This window comes from Micromonospora sp. CA-263727 (genome assembly GCF_050942455.1).
GTDB lineage: Bacteria > Actinomycetota > Actinomycetes > Mycobacteriales > Micromonosporaceae > Micromonospora.
In genome coordinates this window covers 6,492,247-6,515,134 of record NZ_CP192031.1, presented here as the reverse complement: position 1 = coordinate 6,515,134, position 22,888 = coordinate 6,492,247, and the positions used below count along the sequence as shown (strand labels likewise).

The 22,888-nt window shown below is 72.2% G+C and carries 19 protein-coding genes and 1 riboswitch; of the genes, 9 read left to right on the top strand and 10 right to left on the bottom strand.

All coding sequences use genetic code 11. The annotated features are described in order from the left end of the window. Window positions 1–25 precede the first annotated feature (25 nt). The 6 genes from ACQPYA_RS28640 to ACQPYA_RS28615 are packed head-to-tail and all read right to left on the bottom strand — an operon-like array spanning window position 26 to window position 6,114. Window positions 26–547 (bottom strand): hypothetical protein, encoded by a 522-nt coding sequence (locus ACQPYA_RS28640; RefSeq protein ID WP_433530120.1) that lies wholly within the window; start codon window positions 545–547, stop codon window positions 26–28. A gap of 41 nt (window positions 548–588) precedes the next feature. Continuing rightward, complete coding sequence (locus ACQPYA_RS28635) at window positions 589–1,353, bottom strand: GTP-binding protein (RefSeq protein ID WP_433530119.1); 765 nt, start codon at window positions 1,351–1,353, stop codon at window positions 589–591. After that, the gene (locus ACQPYA_RS28630; RefSeq protein ID WP_433530118.1) at window positions 1,331–1,810 is read right to left on the bottom strand and encodes a DUF742 domain-containing protein; all 480 of its coding nucleotides are present in this window, start codon (window positions 1,808–1,810) and stop codon (window positions 1,331–1,333) included. Before ACQPYA_RS28630 ends, ACQPYA_RS28635 begins: the two co-directional genes overlap by 23 nt. After that, window positions 1,807–2,277 (bottom strand): roadblock/LC7 domain-containing protein, encoded by a 471-nt coding sequence (locus ACQPYA_RS28625; RefSeq protein ID WP_131301993.1) that lies wholly within the window; start codon window positions 2,275–2,277, stop codon window positions 1,807–1,809. Before ACQPYA_RS28625 ends, ACQPYA_RS28630 begins: the two co-directional genes overlap by 4 nt. Beyond that, on the bottom strand, window positions 2,274–4,922 hold the full coding sequence (locus ACQPYA_RS28620) for an ATP-binding protein (RefSeq protein ID WP_433530117.1): 2,649 nt from the start codon (window positions 4,920–4,922) through the stop codon (window positions 2,274–2,276). Before ACQPYA_RS28620 ends, ACQPYA_RS28625 begins: the two co-directional genes overlap by 4 nt. After that, window positions 4,909–6,114, bottom strand: a complete 1,206-nt coding sequence (locus ACQPYA_RS28615; protein ID WP_433530116.1) for a hypothetical protein — start codon at window positions 6,112–6,114, stop codon at window positions 4,909–4,911. Before ACQPYA_RS28615 ends, ACQPYA_RS28620 begins: the two co-directional genes overlap by 14 nt. 371 nt (window positions 6,115–6,485) lie before the next feature. Between ACQPYA_RS28615 and ACQPYA_RS28610 the strand changes: the two genes are divergently transcribed. From ACQPYA_RS28610 to paaN, 6 genes are all read left to right on the top strand, one after another. Further along, window positions 6,486–9,344, top strand: coding sequence for an alpha/beta fold hydrolase (locus ACQPYA_RS28610; RefSeq protein ID WP_433530115.1), 2,859 nt, complete (start codon window positions 6,486–6,488; stop codon window positions 9,342–9,344). Further along, complete coding sequence (locus tag ACQPYA_RS28605; RefSeq protein WP_433530114.1) at window positions 9,344–10,243, top strand: ABC transporter permease; 900 nt, start codon at window positions 9,344–9,346, stop codon at window positions 10,241–10,243. Before ACQPYA_RS28610 ends, ACQPYA_RS28605 begins: the two co-directional genes overlap by 1 nt. Before the next feature lie 194 nt (window positions 10,244–10,437). Continuing rightward, the gene (locus ACQPYA_RS28600) at window positions 10,438–10,884 is read left to right on the top strand and encodes a DoxX family protein (RefSeq protein WP_433530113.1); all 447 of its coding nucleotides are present in this window, start codon (window positions 10,438–10,440) and stop codon (window positions 10,882–10,884) included. Between the two features lie 169 nt (window positions 10,885–11,053). Further along, a riboswitch (SAM riboswitch) is annotated at window positions 11,054–11,189 on the top strand. A gap of 10 nt (window positions 11,190–11,199) precedes the next feature. Continuing rightward, window positions 11,200–12,486 (top strand): threonine synthase, encoded by a 1,287-nt coding sequence (thrC, locus tag ACQPYA_RS28595; RefSeq protein WP_433530112.1) that lies wholly within the window; start codon window positions 11,200–11,202, stop codon window positions 12,484–12,486. Window positions 12,487–12,790: 304 nt separating this feature from the next. Then, entirely contained in the window at window positions 12,791–13,810 is a 1,020-nt protein-coding gene (locus ACQPYA_RS28590; RefSeq protein WP_433530111.1) for an N-acetyltransferase family protein, read from the top strand. Window positions 13,811–13,862: 52 nt separating this feature from the next. Continuing rightward, entirely contained in the window at window positions 13,863–15,536 is a 1,674-nt protein-coding gene (gene paaN / locus ACQPYA_RS28585) for a phenylacetic acid degradation protein PaaN (protein ID WP_433530110.1), read from the top strand. 67 nt (window positions 15,537–15,603) lie between these two features. On the opposite strand, the gene ACQPYA_RS28580 is transcribed toward paaN, so the two are convergent. After that, window positions 15,604–16,134, bottom strand: a complete 531-nt coding sequence (locus ACQPYA_RS28580; RefSeq protein ID WP_433530109.1) for an N-acetyltransferase family protein — start codon at window positions 16,132–16,134, stop codon at window positions 15,604–15,606. Between the two features lie 210 nt (window positions 16,135–16,344). Here ACQPYA_RS28580 and ACQPYA_RS28575 point away from each other — a divergent pair, with 210 nt between their 5' ends. From ACQPYA_RS28575 to groL, 3 genes are all read left to right on the top strand, one after another. Beyond that, the gene (locus ACQPYA_RS28575; protein WP_018787966.1) at window positions 16,345–16,548 is read left to right on the top strand and encodes a cold-shock protein; all 204 of its coding nucleotides are present in this window, start codon (window positions 16,345–16,347) and stop codon (window positions 16,546–16,548) included. 127 nt (window positions 16,549–16,675) lie between these two features. Next, a complete protein-coding gene (locus tag ACQPYA_RS28570; protein ID WP_433530108.1) occupies window positions 16,676–17,725 on the top strand; it encodes a DUF3824 domain-containing protein in 1,050 nt (349 codons plus the stop codon). A gap of 275 nt (window positions 17,726–18,000) precedes the next feature. Continuing rightward, on the top strand, window positions 18,001–19,623 hold the full coding sequence (groL, locus tag ACQPYA_RS28565) for a chaperonin GroEL (protein ID WP_433530107.1): 1,623 nt from the start codon (window positions 18,001–18,003) through the stop codon (window positions 19,621–19,623). Window positions 19,624–19,675: 52 nt separating this feature from the next. On the opposite strand, the gene ACQPYA_RS28560 is transcribed toward groL, so the two are convergent. The 3 genes from ACQPYA_RS28560 to ACQPYA_RS28550 all read right to left on the bottom strand — a co-directional run bounded on the left by ACQPYA_RS28560 (window position 19,676) and on the right by ACQPYA_RS28550 (window position 22,873). Continuing rightward, a complete protein-coding gene (locus ACQPYA_RS28560) occupies window positions 19,676–19,918 on the bottom strand; it encodes a hypothetical protein (protein WP_433530106.1) in 243 nt (80 codons plus the stop codon). A gap of 117 nt (window positions 19,919–20,035) precedes the next feature. Next, a complete protein-coding gene (locus ACQPYA_RS28555; protein WP_433530105.1) occupies window positions 20,036–20,167 on the bottom strand; it encodes a hypothetical protein in 132 nt (43 codons plus the stop codon). 225 nt (window positions 20,168–20,392) lie between these two features. Then, window positions 20,393–22,873 carry a S8 family serine peptidase gene (locus ACQPYA_RS28550; protein WP_433530104.1) on the bottom strand — a complete coding sequence of 827 codons (2,481 nt, stop codon included), beginning with the start codon at window positions 22,871–22,873 and terminating at the stop codon, window positions 20,393–20,395. Window positions 22,874–22,888: the final 15 nt, after the last annotated feature.

The following is a 22,888-nucleotide window of genomic DNA, read 5'->3' as shown; positions in this document are numbered from 1 at the left end:
AACGGCCCGGGCACCCCGGCTCCGGTCAGCCCGGTGGCTCCTCGCCGGTGAGCAGGGACGGATCACGGCGGATCAGCTCGGCCAGCCGGGCCGCCGGGTCGACGCCCGACCCGTCCGGGCCGGCGGGCCGGTCGGGCAGGGTGCTGATCGGCATCGGCCAGGCCGGTGGGGGCGTGGCGGGCTGCCCGCTGACCGTGACGTCCTGGCCGTTGCCGGTCACCAGCAGGTCGTACGCCTGCCCGCCGTGGTCGATCCGGGCGGCGATGGAGGTCCCCGGGTGTACCGCGACCAGCGCCCGCAGCGCCTCGACCACGTCCTCCACCACCCGGCGCGAGGATCCCTCGCGGACCGGCTCGCGGGCCCCGCCCCAGCCGGGTCCCGCGTTGTGACCGCCGGTCCGGCTCACGCCGGAGCCGGGCGCACGGCCCGGGTCGGGCGGTGACCCGGGCTGGTCGTCGGCCGTCCCGATCGGGTCCGTGGCCCGCCGGCGCAGCGCCTCCTCGCGCCGGCGCATCCGGGCCAGGGTTTCGTCCAGATCACCCCTCATCCGCCTCACCCCTTCCCACGAGGGGCCACGAGCCGGTCGGCTCAGGCCCGCTGTTCCCGGGTGGCCCGGTCCAGCGCGCGGTCCAGGACGACCAGTAGGGCGTCCCGGACCGAGAGCCGGTCCCGGGCATCGAACTGCACCAGAGGTACGTGTTCACCGATTGCCAGTGCCCACCGGATCGCGTCGAGGTCATGCGCCAACTGCCCGTCGAAGGCGTTCACCCCCACTACGAAGGGTAGGCCGGTCTGCTCGAAGTAGTCGACCGCCGGATAGCAGTCGTCGAGGCGGGCGCTGTCGACCACCACCAGTGCGCCGAGCGCGCCCTGTGCCAGGTCGTCCCACATGAACCCGAAGCGGGCCTGGCCGGGCGTGCCGAACAGGTAGAGCTTCAGGCTGCGATCGATGGTGACGCAGCCGAAGTCCATCGCCACCGTGGTGGTGGTCTTCGTCGAGTTCTGCCCCGGATCGTCGACGCCGATCCCGGCGCTGGTCATCTCCGCCTCGGTGGTCAGCGGGACGATCTCCGAGATCGAGCCGACGGCGGTCGTCTTGCCGACCCCGAATCCGCCGGCAATCACGATCTTGACCGGGATCGGTGGCGCGGTGCGTGGTGCGTCGGCCGCGCCGGACGGCACGGCCGACGGCGGGTACGCCGGTGGGGCCACCGGCGCGCCGGCCGGCGGGGGCGTGGCCCGACCCACGTGTGTCGGGGTCGGTGCCGAGCCGCTGTAGCGGGCGGCGGCGCTGTTGGGGGCGGGCGCGCCCGGTGGGGTGACCGGCCAGTCAGGAGATCGCACGGAGTCCATCAATCACTCGCAGGATGACATCGGGGTTGAGGGCGTCGTCGGCATCGGCGACGTGCACGTCCAGGTGGCCGGCGGCCCGCAGGTCGCCCACCAGGACCCGGGTCACGCCGAGGTGCAGACGGGTCTTGGCGGAGATCTCGGCGACCGAGATCGGCTCGGCGCAGAGTGCCACGATCGCCTGGAGTTCCGGGGCGAGCCGGCTGACCGCCGAACCGCCCCAGGTCTCGATGGCCGGCCGGGCGGTCACCTGGGTTTCCAGGCCGATCGCGGGGTCGGCGCCGGCCACCCGGCCGGCGGTGAGCACGAAGGGGCGGAGCCCGGTGGGCTCCTCCGCTTCCGGTTCCGGCGCCGCCGACGCGCCCGCCGGCCCGGCGTCGCCGGCCGGGACGGGCCCGCGCAGGTAGGGCCGGATCCGGAACACCGGCTCCGGCTCCGACCAGGCGGCGTCGGGGTTCATTGCTGTACGGCGTTCTTGAGCTCGGCGATCAGGCGCGGGGTGAGCGCGCTACCGGCCCGCCCGGCGAAGAGGGTCATCTCGTAGGCGACGGTGCCCAGGTTGGCCGACCGGTCGGCGACCACGCCGAGCACCGAGCCGCTGCTGATCGCAGTGATCAACAGATAGCCCTCGGCCATGTCCACCACCACCCGGTTCAGGCCGCCGAGCGCGTACCAACTGGCGACGCCGCCGGCCAGGCTGGTCATCCCCGACACGACCGCGGCGAGTCGCTCCGCGTTGGACCGGTCCTTGATCGCGGACATGGCCATCAGCAGTCCGTCCGACGAGACGGCGATTGCCTCCTTCACCCCGGCCGTGCCGGAGGTGAAGGAATCCAGGAGCCAGTTGAAGGTGCGAGCCTCGGGGCTGAGGTCACCGGCCGGATGGCTCTGGTGGTCGAGATTCTCGTGCACGTTCGAGCTTGTCACCGTGACGTTCCTTCTTCGTTGCTGCGGTCGGGACGGACATCGCGTAGAGCCCGGGCGACGCCCGTCTCGAACGCGTTGAGGAGATCGCGGACCTCGGCCGGGTCGCCGAGGTTCTGGGCGGGCGGTTGCCGGGGCGGCGGGACGACCAGATTGGCGCCCGGGACGCGCCGGGTCAGCTGCGTCCTGCTGCCCAGGGGTGCTGTCCCGATCGGCCGTGCGGTGGTCTCCGCCCGGGTCTGCTCGGCCCGGCGTACGCCCGACTCGAACTGCTCGACCAGAGCGCGGGCGGCAGTCGGATCGGCGCTGGTGGCGTCCACCGGCCCCACCCGCGGACCGGTCCTCGGCAGGCTGGCACCGGGGACCCGCTGCCGGATGCCGGGCGCCGCGCCGGGTCGGGTCGGTGTCGGCGCGATCTGCCACACTTCGGCCCGCGCCGGGTCGGTATCGACCCGGGTGGCCTCGATGCTGGTCTCGGCCGGGGCAACCTCGGCCGGTGCGGTGACCGGTACCGCATTGGCCGGGGCCGGTGCGGTGCCCGGCCCGGTGGCAAAGGCGTCCCAGGAGTCGGAGACCTCCAGGCTCTCGGTGGCCCGGGTCAGCAACCTCGGGTCGAACCCGGGGAGGGCCGTGGAGTCGATCACCGGCCGGGTCGGACCGGCGACCACGGCCAGCGCGCGTCCGGCGGAGGGTGGGGTGTCGGCGCCCGGCTGCCGGCTACCGACCGGCAGCTCCCGGCCACTGCCCCGTCCGGCCCTGGAGAACGGCACCACCGCGGCACCGGCCGGCTCGGGCGTCCCGATCACCAGCGACGACATGGGTAGCCGCAGGGCGGCGGAGACGCCACCGCCGGGGGTCGCGGAGAGCGAGACCGTCCAGCCGTGCCGGCGGGCCAGCCGGCCCACCACGAAGAGCCCGAGCACCTCGGTCGGGGCGAGGTCCAGCCGTTCCCGCCGGGTGAGCCGGGCGTTCTCGTCGGCCAGCCGGGCCTCGGTCATGCCGATCCCGTGGTCCACCACGGTCAGGCGGACGCCCTCCTCGGTGAGTTCGCCGCTGACCGTCACCCGGGTGTGCGGCGGGGAGAAGACGGTGGCGTTCTCCATCAGCTCGGCCAGCACCAGCGTCAGGTCGCCGATGATCGCCGGCGCGGCCGCGATCCCGGCGGGGAACTGCACGTCCACCCGGGTGTAGTCCTCGATCTCACCGAGGGCCAGGCGGACCACGTCGGGCAGCTGGATCGGCGCGACGTGCGGGTCGTCGCCGGTCGCGCCGGAGAGCACCACCAGGCTGCCCGCGTTACGCCGCAGCCGGCTGGAGATGTGGTCCAGCCGGTACAGGTTCTCCAGCCGACCCGGTTCGGTCTCCTGGCGTTCCAACCGGTCGATCAGGGCGAGCTGCCGGCCGACCAGGTTCTGGGTACGCCGGCCGACGTGGCCGAACATCTGGGCCACGTTGCGCCGGCTCGCCACCTGCCGTTCCACCAGCCGGGCGGCCGTGCGCTGCACCCGTTCGAAGGCTCGGGCCAGGTCGCCGATCTCGTCCCGGGCCCGTACGTCGACCGGGTCGAGGCGGATCGGTTGGGCGTTGTCCGTCTCGTCGTCGGCGACCCGGACCAGTTCGGATTCGGCGACCCGGGCGACCCGGTCGGCGGAGCGGGTGAGCCGGGTCAGCGGCCGGGCCACCGTCCGGCCGATCGCCACGGCGAGCCCGACGACGCCGAACAGGATGAGCAGGACCAGGGCGGTCACCCAGGACGCGCCGAAGAGCGCCGCCTGCTGTTCGGCGCGTACCTCGGCGGTGACGTCGGCAACCAGCTTCTTCTCCACGAACTGGCCGAGCGTGATCATCGACGACATGGCGGGGAAGAGGTCATCCACCGTCATCCCGGCGAGCGCCTCTACCGGATCCAGGGAGCTCTGGGCGAGGAACTCCGGGCCGGTCCGGGCATCCACCGCAGCCTGCTCAAGGGCCACCAGGGCGAGCTGATCAGGGGTGATCAGGCCGCTCACCTCTACGCTCTGCGCCACCAGGGTGGCGTTGTTGGCCACGAACATGTTGACCAGCCGCGGGTTCGGGTCGGCCGCGAGCAGCACGGTCAGCGCGCCGCCGGCGGTGAGCCCTTCGCCCATCCGCAGGATCCCGCTCAGCGCCAGCACCTGCCGACCGGCCGTGGAGCGGGTGTCCACGTCGTAGGGCAGGCGCAGCGAGTCGATCAGGGCGAGGTGCACCGGCCCGTACGCGCCGAGGACGTCCAGCGGGTCGGCCTGCCCGGTCAGCGCGGCCGCCCGTACCTCGGCCAGCTGCCTGACCCCGTCGAGGGCCGCGCCCACCTCGGCCGGCAGCTCGTCGCCGAACTCACCGCGGAGGTCGACGATCCGGTCGTCCACCTCCGCGATCTCCTGCACCAGGTCGCTGCGCGAGGTCTGCCCGAGCAGCAGACCGATGGCGACCATGCGTTCCTGCTGGAGGTGCTGGAGCAGGGTGCCGACCCGGCTGGCGACCTTGACGGTGCTCTCGATGCTGGCGGCCCGCTGCGCCACCCCGGTCTGCTCCCAGACCACCGGGATGGTCAGCCCGAACATGCAGAGCAGGGGAATGATCACCAGTACGGTGAGCTTGCCCCGGATCCGGAGCCTATCGAGCAGCATCGAAGGGCCTCCACCGGTCGGGCTCGCGCCCCTGTCCCGCCGGCTGGAGCGCCGGTGGCTGCTCGTTCGCCGGGCGGTCCGTCGCCGGCTCGCCCCGTGCGCCGACCGGGCCGGTGGACTCCGGCTCGCCCGGCTGGCCGCCGGCACCCGGCGTCGTGCTCCGGGGCGTGGTGCCCTGCCCGCCGTGGGGGTACGCCCAGCCGAATGCCGCGAGCACGATCAGGAGCAGTCCGGCGACGCCGCCCGCGCCGAGGACCCGCCGGCCGTCGCGGTCCATCTGGTCGATCCGCTCCACCAGCAGCCGGTCGATCTCGTCGAGGATGACCGGCTGGAGCTGCTTGGCGGCCTGCTGCGCCTGGCCCCGGGCCGTGCTGAGCCGGGCCGTGTCCACCGTGGCCGTCCGGCCGACCGGCTGGGCGGCGGCGCCCATCGCCTCGACCGCCCGCTGGTAGGCGTCGAAGGGGGTGAGCACGCTCCCGCCCAGGTCGGCGCTTGCCGAGGTGTCCACCGCCGCCTTGAGGTTGTTGACCAGGTCGCCAGCGGGTTGGAGCGCGGCGAACCGGAGGGTGGACAGCTCGCTGAGGGACTGGAGCCGGTCGGCGGCGGGCCGCTGCTCGATCAGCACCGCCAGGTCGTTGAGTCGGCCGGCGGCGACCATCGCCTCCGGCATCTCCTCCCCGACGCCGTCCTGGAGGAAGTACGAGTCGGCGCCGGAGTCCCGGATCAGACCCGAGGTCTCTCGCACCTTCCCGTGCAGGGACAACAGCAGGTCGGTCACCTCGCTGTACGCGCTGAAGGCGGCCTCCGGGTCGGTCAGCGACCGCTCGGGCAGCGCCTCCAGCTTGGCGCGCAGCCCGGCCCAGCGCTCACTGGTGCTCAACTCGCCGCCGATCCGGGCGTCGACCGCCGCGGCCTGCTCGATCGCCTGGTCGAGCGGCTCCCTGGGCAGTGGCCGGCCGGTGACGGCGCCGCTCTGCGCGTTCACCAGCGCCTCGGTGACCGGGCTGAGGGCGCGGATGTACTCGACGCCGAGTCGTTCCCGTTCGAGCAGCTCGCGGTCGGCGTCGATGCCTCGATGGGCCTGTATGACGAGGAACGCCACCGGCAGCAGCAGCGCGGTGGCGAGAAGCAGCGGAAAAAGGCGGCCCGGTGTCCGAGGCCGGCGACGGACCCGCGGAGCGGGAACGGTCATGGTTGTCTCCTCCGGCGGTGGCGCAGGTTCGCGGGACGGCGTCGACGAGCCGGTCCCGTGCGCCGGACCGGAAAATTAATCGAAGCTGAGCGGCCTGTGATCAGTCAGAGAGGGTCAGGTTTGCGTCACTTCGAGCGGTGTGACGCACGGCCGGCGCTCCGGTCACGGTGGGTGCTTTTCCGAGAGGTGAAAGGCATGCTTGGCGATAGAATCCGGTGAAAGGCATTAATTTCCACGATGCGAACTCAGGCCCGGGTTCGCCCGGTGGACGTTGGGCGGTCGACCTCTTGCCGGGTGACGATCGGCTGGTCAGAACGGACGTACGGTGGATCTCAGCTAATACTCAGGTTTCGGGCCGTACCGTGTGGCGAATGAGATCGCCGTTCCCGGTCGCGCGGATCCGCCGTGCCCTGCCCACCGGCCGCCGAGCCGTCGCCGCATCGGTGGCTGTCGCCCTGCTGGCGGCGGTGGTGGTCTGGGCGGTCTGGCCGGACCGACCGGGCTTCCGCACCGAGCCCGCGACGCTCACCGTCCGGTCCGGACCCGGCGGTGACGAGCCGGTCGACCTGGACACCACGCTGTACCTCCCGCGTGACGCGTCCACCGATCGGAAGGTTCCCGCGGTGTTGCTCGCCCACGGCTTCGGCGGCACCAAGGACTCGGTCCGCACCGATGCCGAGGAGCTGACCGACCGGGGGTACGCCGTGCTGACCTGGACCGCCCGGGGCTTCGGCCGCAGCGGCGGGCAGATCCACCTGGACCATCCCGACTACGAGGTACGCGACGCCCAGCGGCTGCTGGACTGGCTGGCGGAGCGGCCGGAGATCCGTACCGACGCGGCGGGCGACCCCCGGGTTGGCGTGGTCGGCGGCTCCTACGGCGGCGCCCTGGCGCTCCTGCTCGCTGCCCAGGACCAACGGGTGGACGCCATCGTCCCGATGATCACCTGGAACGACCTGTCCCGGGCCTTCCTGCCGGAGAGCACCGGCGGCGAGCCGACCACGGGAGTCTTCAAGTCCGGCTGGGCCGGCATCTTCTTCGGCGGTGGCGGAAACACCGGCTCCGGTCCGGCCGGGATCTCCGGCAACACCTCGGAGGCGCCGGAGGGCGCGCCCGCCTCCGCCGGCCCGCCGAGCCCGGCACCGGGCACCGCCCCGGGCGCCCCGACCAACGGCAGCGTTGCCGATCCCGCCTGCGGCCGGTTTGCCGCCGACATCTGCGCCGCGTACCTGCGCATCGCCGCCACCGGCCGGGCCGACCAGGCCGCCGTCGACCTGCTGCGGCGCTCCAGCCCGGCCGGCGTGCTGGACCGGATCAAGGCTCCCACCCTGCTGGTGCAGGGCGCGGCGGACACCCTCTTCCCGCTCGGCGAGGCGGACGCCAACGCCCGGGGCATTGCCGCGGGCGGCACCCCGGTCCGGGTCGCCTGGTTCACCGGTGGCCACGACGGCGGGTCGGGGCCGCGTACCGACTCCGACCGGGTGAAGTTCCTGACCGCGCAGTGGCTCGACCACTACGTCGCGGGGCTCGGGGCAGCCCCGGACGACACCTTCACGTTCTCCCGGATCGCCGGGTTCGACGCGATGGACCGTGGGCTGGTGGCGACCGGGTACCGCACGGCCGACTACCCCGGCCTGAACGGGGATTCCCGGCAGGAGGTTACGGTGGCCGGGCCGGCCCAGCGGGTGGCGAACCCACCGGGCGGAAATCCGGCCGCCATCTCCTCGGTGCCCTTCGCCGGCTCGCTGAGTTCCCTGCTCAGCGGCGTGGCCGGCGACATTCCCGGGCAGCACGCCCGGTTCGAGTCCGAGCCGCTGGCCGAGGCGTTGGACGTGGTCGGGACGCCGACCGTGCAGATCCGCGCCGCCTCGGCCACCGGTGAGGCCGTCCTCTTCGCCAAGCTCTACGACGTCGACCCGGAGGGTGCGGCCACCCTGCCGAGCGGACTGATCGCCCCGATCCGGCTGACCGGCCTGCCGGCGAGCATCGACGCCGCCCAGCCGGTGACCGTCACCCTGCCGGCGATCGTCCACCGGGTCGAGGCCGGCCACCGGCTCCGGCTGGTCGTCGCCACCTCGGATCAGGCGTACACCACGCCGATCGAGCCGACCGTCTACACGGTGGCGGCCGGGGACGCGCCGCTGAGCCTGCCGACCGTCAGCGCCAGCCCCATCCCGACCGAGGCGGTGCTCTGGCGCTGGGTGCTGGTCGGCCTGCTCGCCGCGATCGTGGTCGGGCTCGTCGTGCTCGTGGCCGTGCTCCGCCTGCGGCACCGCCGCCAGGACACCTCCGTCCACCCGGAGTACGCGGACACCCCGCTGGCCGTGCGCCATCTGCGCAAGGAGTACGCGGACGGCTTCGTCGCGGTCTCCGAGGTGGACTTCGAGGTGCATCCCGGTCAGGTGGTCGGTCTGCTCGGGCCCAACGGCGCCGGCAAGACCACCACGCTTCGGGTGCTGATGGGGCTGACCCAGCCGACCGCCGGCGAGATCTACGTCTTCGGGCACCGGCTGGTGCCCGGCTCGCCCGCGCTGTCGCGGATCGGCGCGCTGGTCGAGGGCCCCGGCTTCCTGCCGCACCTGTCCGGGCTGGAGAACCTCAGGGCGTACTGGCAGGCGACCGGGCGGCCGGCGACGGACGCCCACTTCGAGCAGGCGCTGGAGATCGCCGGGCTGGGTTCGTCGGTGCACCGGCGGGTGCGCAAGTACAGCCACGGCATGAAGCAGCGGTTGGCCATCGCCCAGGCCATGCTCGGCCTGCCGGAGCTGCTGGTGCTCGACGAACCGACCGACGGGCTGGACCCGCCGCAGATCGCCGAGATGCGCCGGGTGCTCCAGCGGTACGCCACCGACGGCCGGGCGGTGCTGGTCTCCAGCCACCTGCTCGCCGAGGTGGAGCAGACCTGCACCCACGCGGTGGTGGTCAACAAGGGGCGGATCGTCGCCTCCGGGCTGGTCGAGGAGATCGTCGGCGAGTCGCCCAGCGTGCTGTTCGAGGTGAGCGACCCGGCGGCGGCCCGGACCGTGCTGGACACGCTCGGTGGCGTGCGGGTGCTGGACGACTCCGACGGGAATCTGGTGGTCGACACCAACGGCACCGCCCGCAGCGAGGTCGTCGCCGAGCTGGTGCGGGCCGGGATCGGAGTGGACCGGGTGGTGCCGCGGCGCCGCCTGGAGGACGCCTTCCTCGCCCTGGTGGGCGAGACTTCTCGGGGAAGTGGGGACCGGTGATGGCGGGATCGACTGTCGAGCCGAAGCGGAGCGCGGCAGCAGTGGCGCCCTCGGGTGCGGCGGCCGGCTACCGGCCGTCCAGGACGCTGCCGTTCGTCGCGGAGTTCCGCCGGCAGGCGTCGCGGCGGCGTACCCAACTGGCGCTCGGCTTCATGGTGCTGCTGCCGCTGATCATCCTGATCGCGTTCCAGTTCGACTCCGGCGACGACGACAACGGAGGGGGCGAGTTCGGCAGCCTGGTCTCCTTCGCCACCTCCGGTGGGCTGAACTTCACCCTGTTCAGCATCTTCGTCTCCGCCTCGTTCCTGCTGGTCGTGGTGGTGGCGCTGTTCTGCGGCGACACGGTGGCCAGCGAGGCGAGCTGGGGTAGCCTGCGCTACCTGCTGGCGGTGCCGGTGCCCCGGGCCCGGCTGCTGGCGGTGAAGCTGCTGGTCGCGCTCACCTACTCGGCGTTGGCCCTGGTGCTGCTCGCCGGCACGGCGTTGTTGATCGGGACCCTGCGGTACGGCTGGTCGCCGCTGCGCAGCACGGTCGCCGCGCAGTTGGAGCCGGGCGAGGGGCTGCTGCGCCTGCTCGCTGTGCTCGGCTACCTGGCGGTCGTCCTGCTGGTGGTCGCCGGGCTGGCGTTCCTGCTCTCGGTGACCACGGACGCCGCGCTCGGCGCGGTGGGCGGCGCGGTGCTGCTCTGGATCCTCTCCAGCATCCTGGACCAGATCACCGCCCTCGGCGCGATCCGCTCCTTCCTGCCGACCCATTACAGCAACGCCTGGCTGGGGCTGCTCTCCACGCCGGTGCAGACCGACGACATCGTCCGGGGCGCGGTCTCCGCGATCTGCTACGCCACCCTCTTCTGGGGTCTGGCGTTCTGGCGCTTCACCCGCAAGGACATCACCAGCTGACGTCGACCACCAGCCGGCCCGGCGCCGGCTGGTGGTCGGATTGTCGCCGCCCTGCCGTGTGTGGTTGGGCGCTTCGGAAGTTTCGGCCGGTAGAGTGGTCTTGGGAGCGTTCCCACAGTGGGAGAATTAATCGACATTAATCGATGACTCTGGGCATTCTGATGGCACCGTCCATCTGCAACGGAGGTATCGGAATGCGAACTGACCGGTTCGGCGGGCCGGCCCTGTCCCTGTTCCGCATGGTGATCGGCCTGCTGTTTCTCTTCCACGGCCTGGCGTCGCTGTTCGGCGTCTTCGGCGGCAACCGGGGCAGCGGCGAGCCCGTCCCGCTCGGGCAGTGGCCCGGCTGGTGGGCCGCCCTGATCCAGGCGATCTGCGGTGCCCTGGTGCTCGTCGGCCTCTTCACCCGGCCCGCCGCGCTGCTGGCGTCGGGCTCGATGGCCTACGCGTACTTCGTGGTCCACCAGCCCGAGGCGCTGCTGCCGCTGCGCAACCACGGCGAGCTGGCCGTGCTCTTCTGCTGGTCGTTCCTCCTGGTCGCGGCGCTCGGCCCGGGTGTCTGGGCACTCGACAACCTGCGGCGGCGCGGCGACGCGCGGGTCGACCTCGGCGCGGGTGAGCGCCGGCCGGTGTCGGCCTGACGGTGGCGGCCCGGTCACCGGGCCGCCCGCGTCACGGCCGGCGAGCCCGGCCAGCACCGCCTGACGAGCCCATCGGGACACGTCAAGGCGGGTGAGGAATGGCTCACAGGCTGAGATTGGCGGGGGACGAGCGCGGCGGGAATGCCTAGACTCGGCGCTACAACTGCATACCTCATCCAGAGGGGCTGAGGGATACGGCCCGACGACGCCCCGGCAACCACCCCCCGCGCTCATCGTTGAGCGTCCGGCGGGGCAGGTGCCAATTCCGTCCCCGCCGCAGGGTGCGATGCGGGGAAAGATGAGAGGACTCTCGACATGACGTCGACGCTCGTCCCTTCCGGCATCGACACCACCGCCAGCCCCGCCCGCGCCCTGGTCTGTCGTGCCTGTTCGGCCCGCTATCCGCTCGCCGCCCAGCACGCCTGTTACGAGTGTTTCGGCCCGCTGGAGGTCGACTACGACCCGGCCGCCCTCGCCGCCGTCACCCGGGAGCAGATCGAGGCCGGCCCGCGCAACCTCTGGCGGTACGCCGCCCTGCTGCCCGCCGGCCAGGACCCGGCCACCCGGGTCACCCTGGATCCCGGGCTGACCCCGTTGGTGGCCGCCGACCGGCTCGCCGCCGAGTTGGGCATCACCGCGCCGCTATGGGTGAAGGACGACAGCGCCAACCCCACCCACTCGTTCAAGGACCGGGTGGTGTCCGTGGCGCTCAGCGCGGCCCGAGCGCTGGGCTTTTCGCGGTACGCCTGCGCCTCCACCGGCAACCTGGCCAACTCGGTCGCCGCGCACGCCGCCCGGGTGGGCGCCCCGTCAGTGGTTTTCATCCCCAGCGACCTGGAGCAGGGCAAGGTGGTGACCACCGCGGTCTACGGCGGTGAGCTGGTCGCCATCGACGGGTCGTACGACGACGTGAACCGGCTCTGCGGCGAACTGGTGGAGACCGACGAGTTCGAGGACACGGCGTTCGTCAACGTGAACGTCCGGCCGTACTACGCGGAGGGCTCGAAGACGCTCGGCTACGAGGTCGCCGAGCAACTCGGCTGGCGGATTCCCGCCCAGGTGGTCATCCCGATGGCCTCCGGCGAGCTGCTCACCAAGATTGACAAGGCGTTCAGCGAGCTGGTCGAGATCGGGCTGGTCGAGCCGCCGGCCGGCGGCTGGAAGGTCTTCGGGGCGCAGTCGGCCGGCTGCAACCCGATCGCCACCGCCCTGCACGCGGGGAGCGACACCATCACCCCGGTCAAGCCCACCGGTATCGCCAAGTCGCTCAACATCGGTGACCCGGCGGCCGGCCTGTACGCCCTCGAAGCGGTACGCCGCACCGGCGGGTGGATGGAGTACGTCGACGACGACGAGATCCGGGCCGGCGTACGGCTGCTGGCGCGTACCACCGGGGTCTTCGCGGAGACCGCCGGCGGGGTGACCGTCGCGGTCCTGCGCAAGCTGGTCGAGTCCGGGCGGCTCGACCCGGCCGCGGAGACCGTGGTCTTCAACACCGGCGAGGGGCTCAAGACGCTCGACGCGGTCGCCGGCCAGGCAGGCCCGACCCACCGGATCAAGCCGTCGCTGCGGGCCGCCCGCGACGCCGGTCTCCTCGGCTGACAGCGCCCGGCGTCGCAGCTGGCCGGGGCCCGAGTGGAGCACGATGGGCCGCCTGGACGGCTCGGGAGGATTCGCCGGGTAACTGGCTTTTAGCTGTGAGTATGAAAAACACGCCGTTGGGGACTTGACGGGCAGGAACCGGACGGCGCAAGATGCTCCGTGCGGGAGGGCGTTTCGCCGTAGACTTTCAGTCTTTACGACCCAGCGCCGGAGGCGTTGTGCGATCGTCCCTCCCGACCAACCTCCGAGCGGGCCAGCGGGAAATTCGCTGGCCCGCTCGTTTTTCGTGGCGCACGCTGCGGGGATGACCGTCACCATCACCACCTTCGGGCCCGCCGACGAGGCAGCCATCGAGCAGGCGTACCAGGTCGGTGTGGCGGCCACGGCCGTGGACACACCAGACTTCCCGCCCTCCTGCCGGCAGCGGTTCACCGCCACGGTCCGCCATCCGATGCCGGGCAACGCGCCGGTGAACCTGCTGGCCCGGCTCGACGGCGAGCCCGCCGGTCACCTCGCGCTCGACCTGCCGCAGCTGGAGAACACCGAGAACGCCTCGGCCAGCCTGGTCGTGCACCCGGCGTACCGCCGGCGGGGCGTCGGTCGGGCGCTCCACGAGCACGGCCTCGGCCTGCTCCGCGAGCGGGGACGCAAAAGGGTGACCGCGATGAGCCGGGCCCACCTGCCCGGCGAGCCCGACCGCCCGGCGCCCGCGACCGCGTTCGCCGCGGCCACCGGCGCGGTCAACGCCCTGGTGGACGTGCGGCGACGGCTGGATGTCGCCGATCTCGACCAGGCGGGGCTGGACGCGCTGCTGGCCGAGGCCCGGGCCAGGGCGTCGGGCTATCGCGTGCTGCACTGGCGGGGCCACACCCCGGACGACCTTGCCGCCGACGTCGCGTACCTCGACGGGCGGCTGCTGGCCGACGCGCCAATGGGCGACCTGGCCTGGGAGCCGGAGCAGGTCGACGCGGAGCGGTTGCGCGGCACCGACCTGGCGCTGGAGGCGCGCGGCCGGCGTCGCTACCACCTCGGTGTCCGCCACGAGGCGTCCGGCCGGCTGGTCGCGTGGACCCTGCTGGAGGTCGGGGCGTCCGCGGACTGGCACGCGTTCCAGCAGATCACCATCGTGGATCCGGAACACCGCGGGCATCGACTCGGCCTGCTCACCAAGATCGAGAACTTGCGCCACCTGCTCGCCCACGAGCCCGCCGTCCGGGCGATCGACACCTTCAACGCGGAGAGTAACGACCACATGATCGCCATCAACGAGCAACTCGGCTTCCGGCTGGTGGACCGGTGGAGCAACTGGCAGCTGACCATCTGAGTTGTGACACGCCCCTACTGATGGCGGGGGTTTCTGTTGCATGATGGCGGGCATGACGGACACCCCGCACCCCCTGTACGACAGGCACGCCGAAACCCTCAACCGGGCGCTGACCGCGATCACGGAGCGGGGGTACTGGTCGGCCTACCCGGAATCGCCCAGCCCCCGGGTGTACGGCGAGAACGCGGCCGCCGACGGCAAGGCCGCCTTCGAGGCGTACCTGGGCGGAGACTTCCCGCTCGACCAGCCGGGCGACGGCGACCGGGTCGCCACCGAGGCCAGCCCGTTCGGCGTCGAGCTGAACGTGCGCTACCCGCACGCCAGCGCCGACCAGCTCGTCGCCGCCGCCTCCGCCGGGCTGCCCGGCTGGCGTGACGCCGGCCCGCAGGCCCGGGTGGGCGTCTGCCTGGAGATCCTCGACCGGCTGCACAAGCACGTGTTCGAGCTGGCCAACGCGGTGCAGTTCACCAGCGGCCAGGCGTTCGTGATGGCCTTCCAGGCCGGTGGTGCGCACGCGCTGGACCGCGCCCTGGAGGCGATCGCCTACGCGTACGCGGAGATGACCCGGCACCCCGGCACGGCCGGCTGGGAGAAGGCCGCCGGCAAGGGCGACCCGCTGCGGATGACCAAGACCTTCCACGTGGTGCCCCGGGGTGTCGCCCTGGTCATCGGCTGCAACACCTTCCCGACCTGGAACTCGTACCCGGGCCTGTTCGCCTCGCTGGTCACCGGCAACCCGGTGGTGGTCAAGCCGCACCCGCGCGCCGTGCTCCCGCTCGCCATCACCGTGCGCTACGCCCGCGAGGTGCTCGCCGAGGCCGGCTTCGACCCGAACCTGGTGCTGCTCGCCCCGGAGGCCCCCGGCGAGAAGCTCGCCTCGACGCTGGCTCTGCACCCGGCTGTCAAGATCGTCGACTTCACCGGTTCCACCGAGTACGGCGACTGGCTGGAGGCAAACGCCCGGCAGGCGGCCGTCTACACGGAGAAGGCCGGGCTCAACACGGTGGTGGTCGACTCCACCGACGACTTCGCCGGCATGTGCCGCAACCTGGGCTTCACGCTCACGCTCTACAGCGGCCAGATGTGCACCACCTCGCAGAACATCCTCATCCCGCGTGACGGGATCGCCACCGACCAGGGGCACAAGAGCTTCGACGAGGTGGCTGCCGGGATCGCCGCGACGGTCGGCAAGCTCACCGCCGACCCGGCCCGGGGCGTCGAGCTGACCGGTGCGATCGTCAACGACGGCGTGCTGGAGCGCCTCGACGAGGTGACCAAGGTCGGTGAGCCGGTGCTGGAGTCGCGTGCCGTCGAGCACCCGTCGTTCCCCGGCGCGGTCGTGCGTACGCCGACCATCGTCAAGCTGGACGCCGGCGACACCGCGACCTACTCGCGGGAGTGGTTCGGGCCGATCTCCTTCGCCATCGCCACCGACTCCACCGCGCACAGCCTGGAAATCCTGCGCGCGACGGTGGGGGAGAAGGGCGCGCTGACCGCCGCGGTCTACTCCACCGACGAGTCGGTGCTGGACGCCACCGAGACCGCCGCGATCGAGGTCGGCGTGCACCTCTCCGGCAACCTCACCGGCGGGGTCTTCGTGAACCAGTCGGCGGCCTTCTCCGACTTCCACGGCAGCGGGGCGAACGCGGCGGCCAACTCGGCGCTGACCGACGGCGCGTACGTCGCCAACCGGTTCCGCATCGTGCAGAGTCGCCGGCACATCTAGTCACGGGGCGGGGTTCCGGGGCTGCCCCGGAACCCTCCGTCTCACCCTGATTCCGGAGCCCGGAAAGCTACGCGGGGCGGCGCATCTCGAGTTCGCGGAGGGTGGGGATCCTCGGGTGCGGGACGCGGACGCCGGTGTCGACGAAGCCCAATCTCCGGTATGCCCGGTAGGCGCGGTCGTTGCCCACCACCACTTCGAGCATCAGCTCGTCCCGCCGGCAGGCCCGGGACCAGGTTGCCACCGCGGCCACCAGGTCGGCGAGCAGGCCACTGCCGCGCCAGGCGGGCGTGATGTAGATCGCGTAGAGGAGGGTGACGCCCGGCTCGGCGGGGTGGGCGAGCCCGCCCGCGTGCCCGACCAGCCGACCGCCGGGGTCCGCCACGAACTGTGCGGTATTGACGCCGGCCGAGACTTGGGCGATCCGGGCGGCGTACTCGGCGTGCGGGCGGGCGGCTGCCTCGGCGACGGTCTCCAGGAAGGCCAACGGGGCATCGGCGAGCATCTCCAGGCGCAGCGCGCGCATCCGGCTGGCATCCGTGGGCCGGACCCGACGGATCTCGGCGAGCCGTCGGCCCGTGTCGTCCGCGACGCTCGTCATGCCCGCATGCTTATCACAATGACGTACGACGATGCCCTCGGCCGGAATATGCCCGATTTGTGGTCGTGCGCCGCCGTCACGCCTCGTGTACCGTGCGATTTCGGTCACCGTTTCAGTGGTCGTCTTCGACCCGGAAACCGGTGGGTTCCGGGTGCCGGCGCGCCGGCAGTCCCGGGGTAGTGGAACGCCGTGCAGAGTGAGGACAACACCGTGGCACAGGGCACCGTGAAGTGGTTCAACGCCGAAAAGGGCTACGGCTTCATCGCCGTCGACGGCGGGCAGGATGTCTTCGTCCACTTCTCCGCGATCGAGATGGACGGCTACAAGGCACTGGACGACGGCCAGCGGGTGGAGTTCGAGATCGCCCAGGGTCAGAAGGGCCCCCAGGCCGAGCGGGTACGCCTCATCGCCTGACTGCATGCCGCCCACCGCGCCGGCCGACCGCCGGCAGGTGTGGCGTGATCGTGGCCGGTGGGGGCTGCGGTGCGGGCACCTCACAAGGGAAGATCATGAGCCGTTCAGCCATCGCTGAGGAGGGTTCATGTCCGACCAGCCACCCCCGGCAGATCCGTCCCGGCCTTCCCTCGGCGAGCCGGACCCGCCCGGTATGCCGGCGGCCTATCCCGGCCAGCCGCCTCACCCGGGCCAGCCTTACCCGGGTCAGCCGTATCCGGGCCAGCCTTACCCGGGTCAGTCTTATCCCGGCCAGCCGCCCTACGGCTGGTACCACCCGGCCGGATACGGTCTTGATCCGTCCGATGTCCTGGTCACCCCGCCCGGCGCCGGTCTGGGCGGCTGGCTCGCCCGCTGCGTGGGCGCGGTCCGCCGGAGCTGGCAGCTGCTGCTGCCGATCCTCGTACTGACCCAGGTGCTGCCGGCTGCGGCGCTCTCGATCCTCGCGCTGGCGGTGGAGCCCGCGGGGCGCTGGGAGGTCGAGGTCGTCGGCGACACCGCCGAACTGCCCGCGACCTTCTGGACCGATCTCGGTGTGATGCTGGGTGTGCTGGTCGGCGGGGGCCTGATCATCGGCTTGGTGCAGTGTGCCGGCTGGGCCGCCGGGACCTGGGTGATCGCCCGGCAGGCAGCCGGCGAGGCGGTCAGCCTCGGTGCCGCTCTGCGCTACGGCCTGCGCCGGGCGCTCGGCCTCTGGGCCTGGACGTTGATCATTGCGTTGATCGTGACCCTCGGTGCCTGCTTCTGCCTTCTGCCCGGCATCTACGCGGCATTCGCCCTGGCCATGGTCGGCCCGGTGTACCTGTTCGAGCGGCGTGATCCGATCAGTCGGTCCCACCGGATGCTGCTGGCCCGGTTCGGCATGCTGCTCGGTCGGCTGGCCCTGGTGTTCGTGACCGCGATCGTGGTGTCGCTGGTCGCCGGTGTGCTGGAGTCGGTGGCGAGGATGCCGTTCGGCGCCGTGCCGTTGGACTCCCCGGGTGCGGCGGCGGGCGTGACGATCGTGATCGGGGTGGGAGCGCTGCTGGCGCTGCCGGCCCATCTCGCCCAGCTGGTCGGGCTGGTCGTCACCTACGCCGAGCAGCGGGCCCACGAGGCTCCGGTGAACAGCGCGCAACTGGCTGCCGAACTCGGCTGACCCGGGCGGTCGCGCTTGCACTCGGCAGGGCAGAGTGCTAAACAAGTCATTGGCACTCGCATAGCGTGAGTGCCAGATGGTCGGGACGGTGGGGCCACGGCCGCACTCGTGGCACAACCACGAGTGGGGCACATGGCCGGTCGTCGCGGGCTATCCGGCCCGGCCGAGGAGACGTCGCCGTCGCCAGGTGGCGACGTCCCAAGGTGCGTACACCAGACGGCCCATCCGGGGCACACACTCGGGTGGCCCGTGAGTGTCCAGGAGGACAACGCCGTATGGCCAAGATGATCGCGTTCGACGAAGAGGCGCGCCGCGGCCTCGAGCGGGGCATGAACCAGCTCGCCGATGCCGTGAAGGTGACCCTCGGCCCCAAGGGCCGCAACGTCGTGCTCGAGAAGAAGTGGGGTGCCCCCACCATCACCAACGATGGTGTGAGCATCGCCAAGGAGATCGAGCTCGAGGACCCGTACGAGAAGATCGGCGCCGAGCTGGTCAAGGAGGTCGCCAAGAAGACCGACGACGTCGCCGGTGACGGCACGACGACGGCGACCGTCCTGGCCCAGGCTCTCGTTCGCGAGGGTCTGCGCAACGTGGCTGCCGGTGCCAACCCGATGGCCCTGAAGCGGGGCATCGAGGCCGCGGTCGCGAACGTCTCGGAGGAGCTGCTGAAGCTCGCCAAGGACGTCGAGACCAAGGAGCAGATCGCCTCCACCGCCTCCATCTCCGCTGGTGACACCAGCGTCGGCGAGATCATCGCCGAGGCGATGGACAAGGTCGGCAAGGAAGGCGTCATCACCGTCGAGGAGAGCAACACCTTCGGTCTGGAGCTGGAGCTCACCGAGGGTATGCGCTTCGACAAGGGCTACATCTCGGCCTACTTCATGACCGACCCGGAGCGTATGGAGGCCGTCTTCGACGACCCGTACATCCTGATCGCCAACAGCAAGATCTCGTCGGTCAAGGACCTGCTCCCGATCCTGGAGAAGGTCATGCAGTCGGGCAAGCCGCTGCTGATCATCGCCGAGGACCTGGAGGGCGAGGCCCTGGCCACCCTGGTGGTCAACAAGGTCCGGGGCACCTTCAAGTCGGTCGCCGTCAAGGCGCCGGGCTTCGGTGACCGCCGCAAGGCCATGCTGACCGACATCGCCATCCTCGCCGGTGGTCAGGTCATCAGCGAGGAGGTCGGCCTCAAGCTGGACGCCGTCAGCCTCGACATGCTGGGCCGCGCCCGCAAGGTCGTGGTGACCAAGGACGAGACCACCATCGTCGATGGTGCCGGCGACGCCGAGCAGATCCAGGGCCGGGTCAACCAGATCCGGGCCGAGATCGACAAGAGCGACTCCGACTACGACCGGGAGAAGCTGCAGGAGCGTCTGGCCAAGCTGGCCGGCGGTGTTGCGGTGATCAAGGTCGGCGCGGCCACCGAGGTCGAGCTGAAGGAGCGCAAGCACCGCATCGAGGACGCCGTCCGCAACGCCAAGGCGGCCGTCGAGGAGGGCATCGTCCCGGGTGGTGGTGTCGCGCTGGTGCAGGCCGGCAAGACCGCCTTCGACAAGCTCGACCTGGCCGGTGACGAGGCGACCGGCGCGCAGATCGTCAAGATCGCGCTGGACGCCCCGCTGCGGCAGATCGCCGTCAACGCCGGCCTCGAAGGTGGCGTCGTCGTCGAGCGGGTCCGCAACCTCGACTCGGGTCACGGCCTCAACGCCGCGACCGGCGAGTACGTGGACCTGCTGGCCGCGGGCATCATCGACCCGGCCAAGGTGACCCGTTCGGCGCTGCAGAACGCGTCGTCGATCGCCGCGCTCTTCCTCACCACCGAGGCCGTCGTGGCGGACAAGCCGGAGAAGACCCCGGCCGCCCCGGCTGGTCCGGGTGGCGGGGAGATGGACTTCTGAGTCCAGCACCAAACACCGAAAGGGCGGGTCGCGTCAGCGGCCCGCCCTTTTCCTATCTTGGCAGGGGACGCTGGTTGCGCCGTTTCTGCGCCCGGTTGTACGGCGGGCGGTGCGGCACCGGCTCGTCCACCAGGATCAGCGGCTCCTCGGGCGGTTCCGCCGCTCCGGTCATCTCCGCCAGCTGTTCGGCGTCACCGTAGTCGAGGCGGTCGATCGGCAGTTGGCCCGGGAAGTCGTGGACCGGGGCCCAGGTGACGGGTGGGACGTCCTGGATCTGATCGTCGTCCGTGGTCATGGCTGCCTCCTTAACCAAACGGTAGGGGGCGTCGATGGCTCGGGCGGGTGAATGGCGCTATCAGGTCTTATGCGCTATTCACCCGCTTTTGCCGTGCCGAGGGCTAACTGCCGACGCTCAGGGCTGGGTGGTGATGCCGCCCCGGCCGCCGAACGGGTCGTCGACGGTGGATTTGGTGACGACGTGGATGACTCCGCAGCAGAGCGCCACGACGAGCGCCGGCACGCCCAGCAGGATCAGCAGCGCCATGCCACGCCACCGGGCTGTCGCGGGCGATGGGAGGGGAGCCGCCGCCCCGGGTGAATGACCGTGCATGAGGCCGGAAGGTAGCAGGTCGATGTCGGTTTGGTGAACCCTCGGCGAGCCCTGCTCGCGTTGTGGGTGGGTGTCCCGGAACTCGGTGGGGCGGATACCTGCGTCACCGCTACCGGACGACCGCATGGTTGCCCTCGAACGTCCCGGACGCCGCAGAGATCAGCCGTGAGCGGCGCCGACGGCGGCGTACGCGTCGACCAGCCCGGCACCGACGACGTTCTGCGCGCCACCGCAGTCGTCGGCCCGGCTCTGACCGGCCGGGACCCGGGTGGCGGTCTCGCGCAGGATCCGCCGGGTCCGGTCCAGGTCGCCGACGAGTTCCGGGCGGGCCGACCACATCAGCGCCACCACGCCCGCCACCTGTGGGGCGGCCATGGACGTGCCGTCGAGCCTGGCGTACCCGCCGCCGGGCATCGCGGAGAGCACGTCCGTTCCCGGTGCCATCAGATCCGGCTTGGCCACCCCGGCCGGGGTCGGGCCGCGGGAGGAGAAGTCGGTCACCTGGCGCTGTTCGTCCACCGCGCCGATGGTCAGCACGTCCGGGTAGGGCGCGGGGGGATCCTGCACCGAGTCGCAGTACGGGCCGGTGTTCCCAGCCGCCGCGACGACGAGGATGCCGGCGGCCTCCAGCGCCTCCGTGGCCGGCAGCAGCGCCCGCGGATCGCAACCCTCGATCGGCGGACAGCCCCACGAGTTGGTCAGGATCTCCGGTGCCCTCGCCGGCCGGCCCTCGGTGAACGGATCGCCGCCGGGCGGGAAGGGCGCCAGCATGAACTGGAGGCAGTCCAGGTAGGAGGCAGGGTTGCCCAGGTTGCGGTCGAGGTTGACGCAGCCGACCCACTCCGCGCCGGGGGCCACGCCGATGCCGCCCCGCCCGACCGCGCTGCCCACGGTGTGGGTGCCGTGCCCGCTGCGGTCGTTCGGCGTCCGGGTGCCGTTCCACGGGTCGAACCACGAGTCGTCATCGCCCCGGAAGCCCCCGGCCAGGGCCGGATGCCGGCCGTCCGCCCCGGAGTCGGAACTGCCCACGGTCACCCCGATACCGGTGATCCCGAGTTCGGACCAGACCCGGTCCGCGCCGATCATCGTGATGTTCCACGGTGGGCCGGTCGGGCCGGTGGTGTCGCCGCCGGTGGCGTCGGCGGGTGCCGGCAGCGGTCGCAGCCGTTGGCTGACCAGGACCCGGGCCACTTCCGGGCGACGGTCGAGCCAGGCCCGCACCACCGGCCCGCCGGCCACCTCGACGGCGTTGACCAGGTAGTACGGGGTGTGGCCCAGACGCAGCCGGCGCAGCTCCCGGCGCAGGTCGGCCTGGCTGCGCTCGGCGGTGTCGACCAGTCGCCGGTAGACCTCTGCGGCACGGGCGTCCCGACCGGCCTTCCCCGTCCCGGCCGGCAGGCCGGTGAGATCGGCCTGTTCCCGCAGCACCACGAAGAGCCGCTCGCCGTGCAGGCCCGGCTGACCGGCCACGACGCCGACCGCGCCGACCGCGACCAGCAGGGCCAGGGCGGTCGCCGCGGCCGTCACCCGGCGGGGCGGGCGCGCCGAGGGCCGGGCCAGCAGCAGACCGTACGCGATGGCCAGCAGGACCGCGACGACGAGCCCGGCACCGGCGGCGACCGCCACCCAGAACGGCACGTCCCGGGTGCCGACCAGGAGCAGGCTGATCTCCTCCGGATCGGTGAACGCCAGCGGGCCGAACACGCCGAGCCCGACCAGCCCGGCGGTGGGCGTCCGGCCGGCCGGTCGGGTCGACCGGCGGCTCACCGCGCGCAGCGCGGCCAGCGCGAAGCCTGTCGGCGGCAGCGTCACCAGCAGCGGCAACTGGGCGCCGGACTGACCGGCGCCGGCACCGACCAGCAGCAGCACCACTCCGGCGACCAGGCCGCCCACCAGCACCAGCCGGGCCGGTCGGGGTGGCTCGCCGGCCTCGAAGTGGTGCCAGAACCGGGCGTCCAGCAGCACTGCGGCCAGCATCCCGACGGCCGCTGCCGCCGGCACCGCGAGGAGGGTCTCCAGCAGCCCGCCGAGCGCGCCGAGCCAGACCCAGGGCAGCAGTAGGGCCAGCCCCGCGGCCACGGCAAGGAGTCCCACCACCGCCGGGCGTGCGGCACGCTCGGGCGCGGCCGGACCCGGCCCGCCGCCATCCGCCGAGCGGTGATCGGCGGCGTCGGCGACCGGCCCGGCAGTTCGGTGCGTCCCGCCAGTCCGGTGCGGGCCGGCCCACCGGACGTGCCGCGACATCCGGTTCGTGACAAGCGCCAGCAGGGCGGCCGTGGCGGCCAGCGCGGCGAGGTACGCCTCGTGGTGCACCGGTGGGATCGCCCGCAGCAGCCCGAGAACGCCCAGCGCGATCGCCCCGGCCAGCCACGTTCTGCCGGTGGCGCGGATCGCCGGTGAACGGGGGAGCAGGGCCAGCGGCACGGTGGCGGTGCTGATCAGGAGTACGACCAGCAGGCCGAGTATCGGCCAGAGCGGCACCAGCCGGTCCAGCCCGATGACCAGCACCACCTGGTCGACCAACCAGCCGCTGCCCTGCGACAGCACGGTGACCGCGACCGCCCAGCAACCGGCCAGCGCCGCCGCGACGACCGCCCAGGGGCTGCCGGCGTCGCCGGATGTGGAGTAGTCCGCCCGCATCCGCACACAGTACGA

Coding starts and splice junctions, on each gene's coding strand:
- ACQPYA_RS28640 (WP_433530120.1), bottom strand. CDS start 547: ATGAGGGGTGATCTGGACGAAACCCTGGCCCGGATGCGCCGGCGCGAG.
- ACQPYA_RS28635 (WP_433530119.1), bottom strand. CDS start 1,353: ATGGACTCCGTGCGATCTCCTGACTGGCCGGTCACCCCACCGGGCGCG.
- ACQPYA_RS28630 (WP_433530118.1), bottom strand. CDS start 1,810: ATGAACCCCGACGCCGCCTGGTCGGAGCCGGAGCCGGTGTTCCGGATC.
- ACQPYA_RS28620 (WP_433530117.1), bottom strand. CDS start 4,922: ATGCTGCTCGATAGGCTCCGGATCCGGGGCAAGCTCACCGTACTGGTG.
- ACQPYA_RS28615 (WP_433530116.1), bottom strand. CDS start 6,114: ATGACCGTTCCCGCTCCGCGGGTCCGTCGCCGGCCTCGGACACCGGGC.
- ACQPYA_RS28610 (WP_433530115.1), top strand. CDS start 6,486: ATGAGATCGCCGTTCCCGGTCGCGCGGATCCGCCGTGCCCTGCCCACC.
- ACQPYA_RS28605 (WP_433530114.1), top strand. CDS start 9,344: ATGGCGGGATCGACTGTCGAGCCGAAGCGGAGCGCGGCAGCAGTGGCG.
- ACQPYA_RS28600 (WP_433530113.1), top strand. CDS start 10,438: ATGCGAACTGACCGGTTCGGCGGGCCGGCCCTGTCCCTGTTCCGCATG.
- thrC (WP_433530112.1), top strand. CDS start 11,200: ATGACGTCGACGCTCGTCCCTTCCGGCATCGACACCACCGCCAGCCCC.
- ACQPYA_RS28590 (WP_433530111.1), top strand. CDS start 12,791: ATGACCGTCACCATCACCACCTTCGGGCCCGCCGACGAGGCAGCCATC.
- paaN (WP_433530110.1), top strand. CDS start 13,863: ATGACGGACACCCCGCACCCCCTGTACGACAGGCACGCCGAAACCCTC.
- ACQPYA_RS28580 (WP_433530109.1), bottom strand. CDS start 16,134: ATGACGAGCGTCGCGGACGACACGGGCCGACGGCTCGCCGAGATCCGT.
- ACQPYA_RS28570 (WP_433530108.1), top strand. CDS start 16,676: ATGTCCGACCAGCCACCCCCGGCAGATCCGTCCCGGCCTTCCCTCGGC.
- groL (WP_433530107.1), top strand. CDS start 18,001: ATGGCCAAGATGATCGCGTTCGACGAAGAGGCGCGCCGCGGCCTCGAG.
- ACQPYA_RS28560 (WP_433530106.1), bottom strand. CDS start 19,918: ATGACCACGGACGACGATCAGATCCAGGACGTCCCACCCGTCACCTGG.
- ACQPYA_RS28555 (WP_433530105.1), bottom strand. CDS start 20,167: ATGGCGCTGCTGATCCTGCTGGGCGTGCCGGCGCTCGTCGTGGCGCTC.
- ACQPYA_RS28550 (WP_433530104.1), bottom strand. CDS start 22,873: ATGCGGGCGGACTACTCCACATCCGGCGACGCCGGCAGCCCCTGGGCG.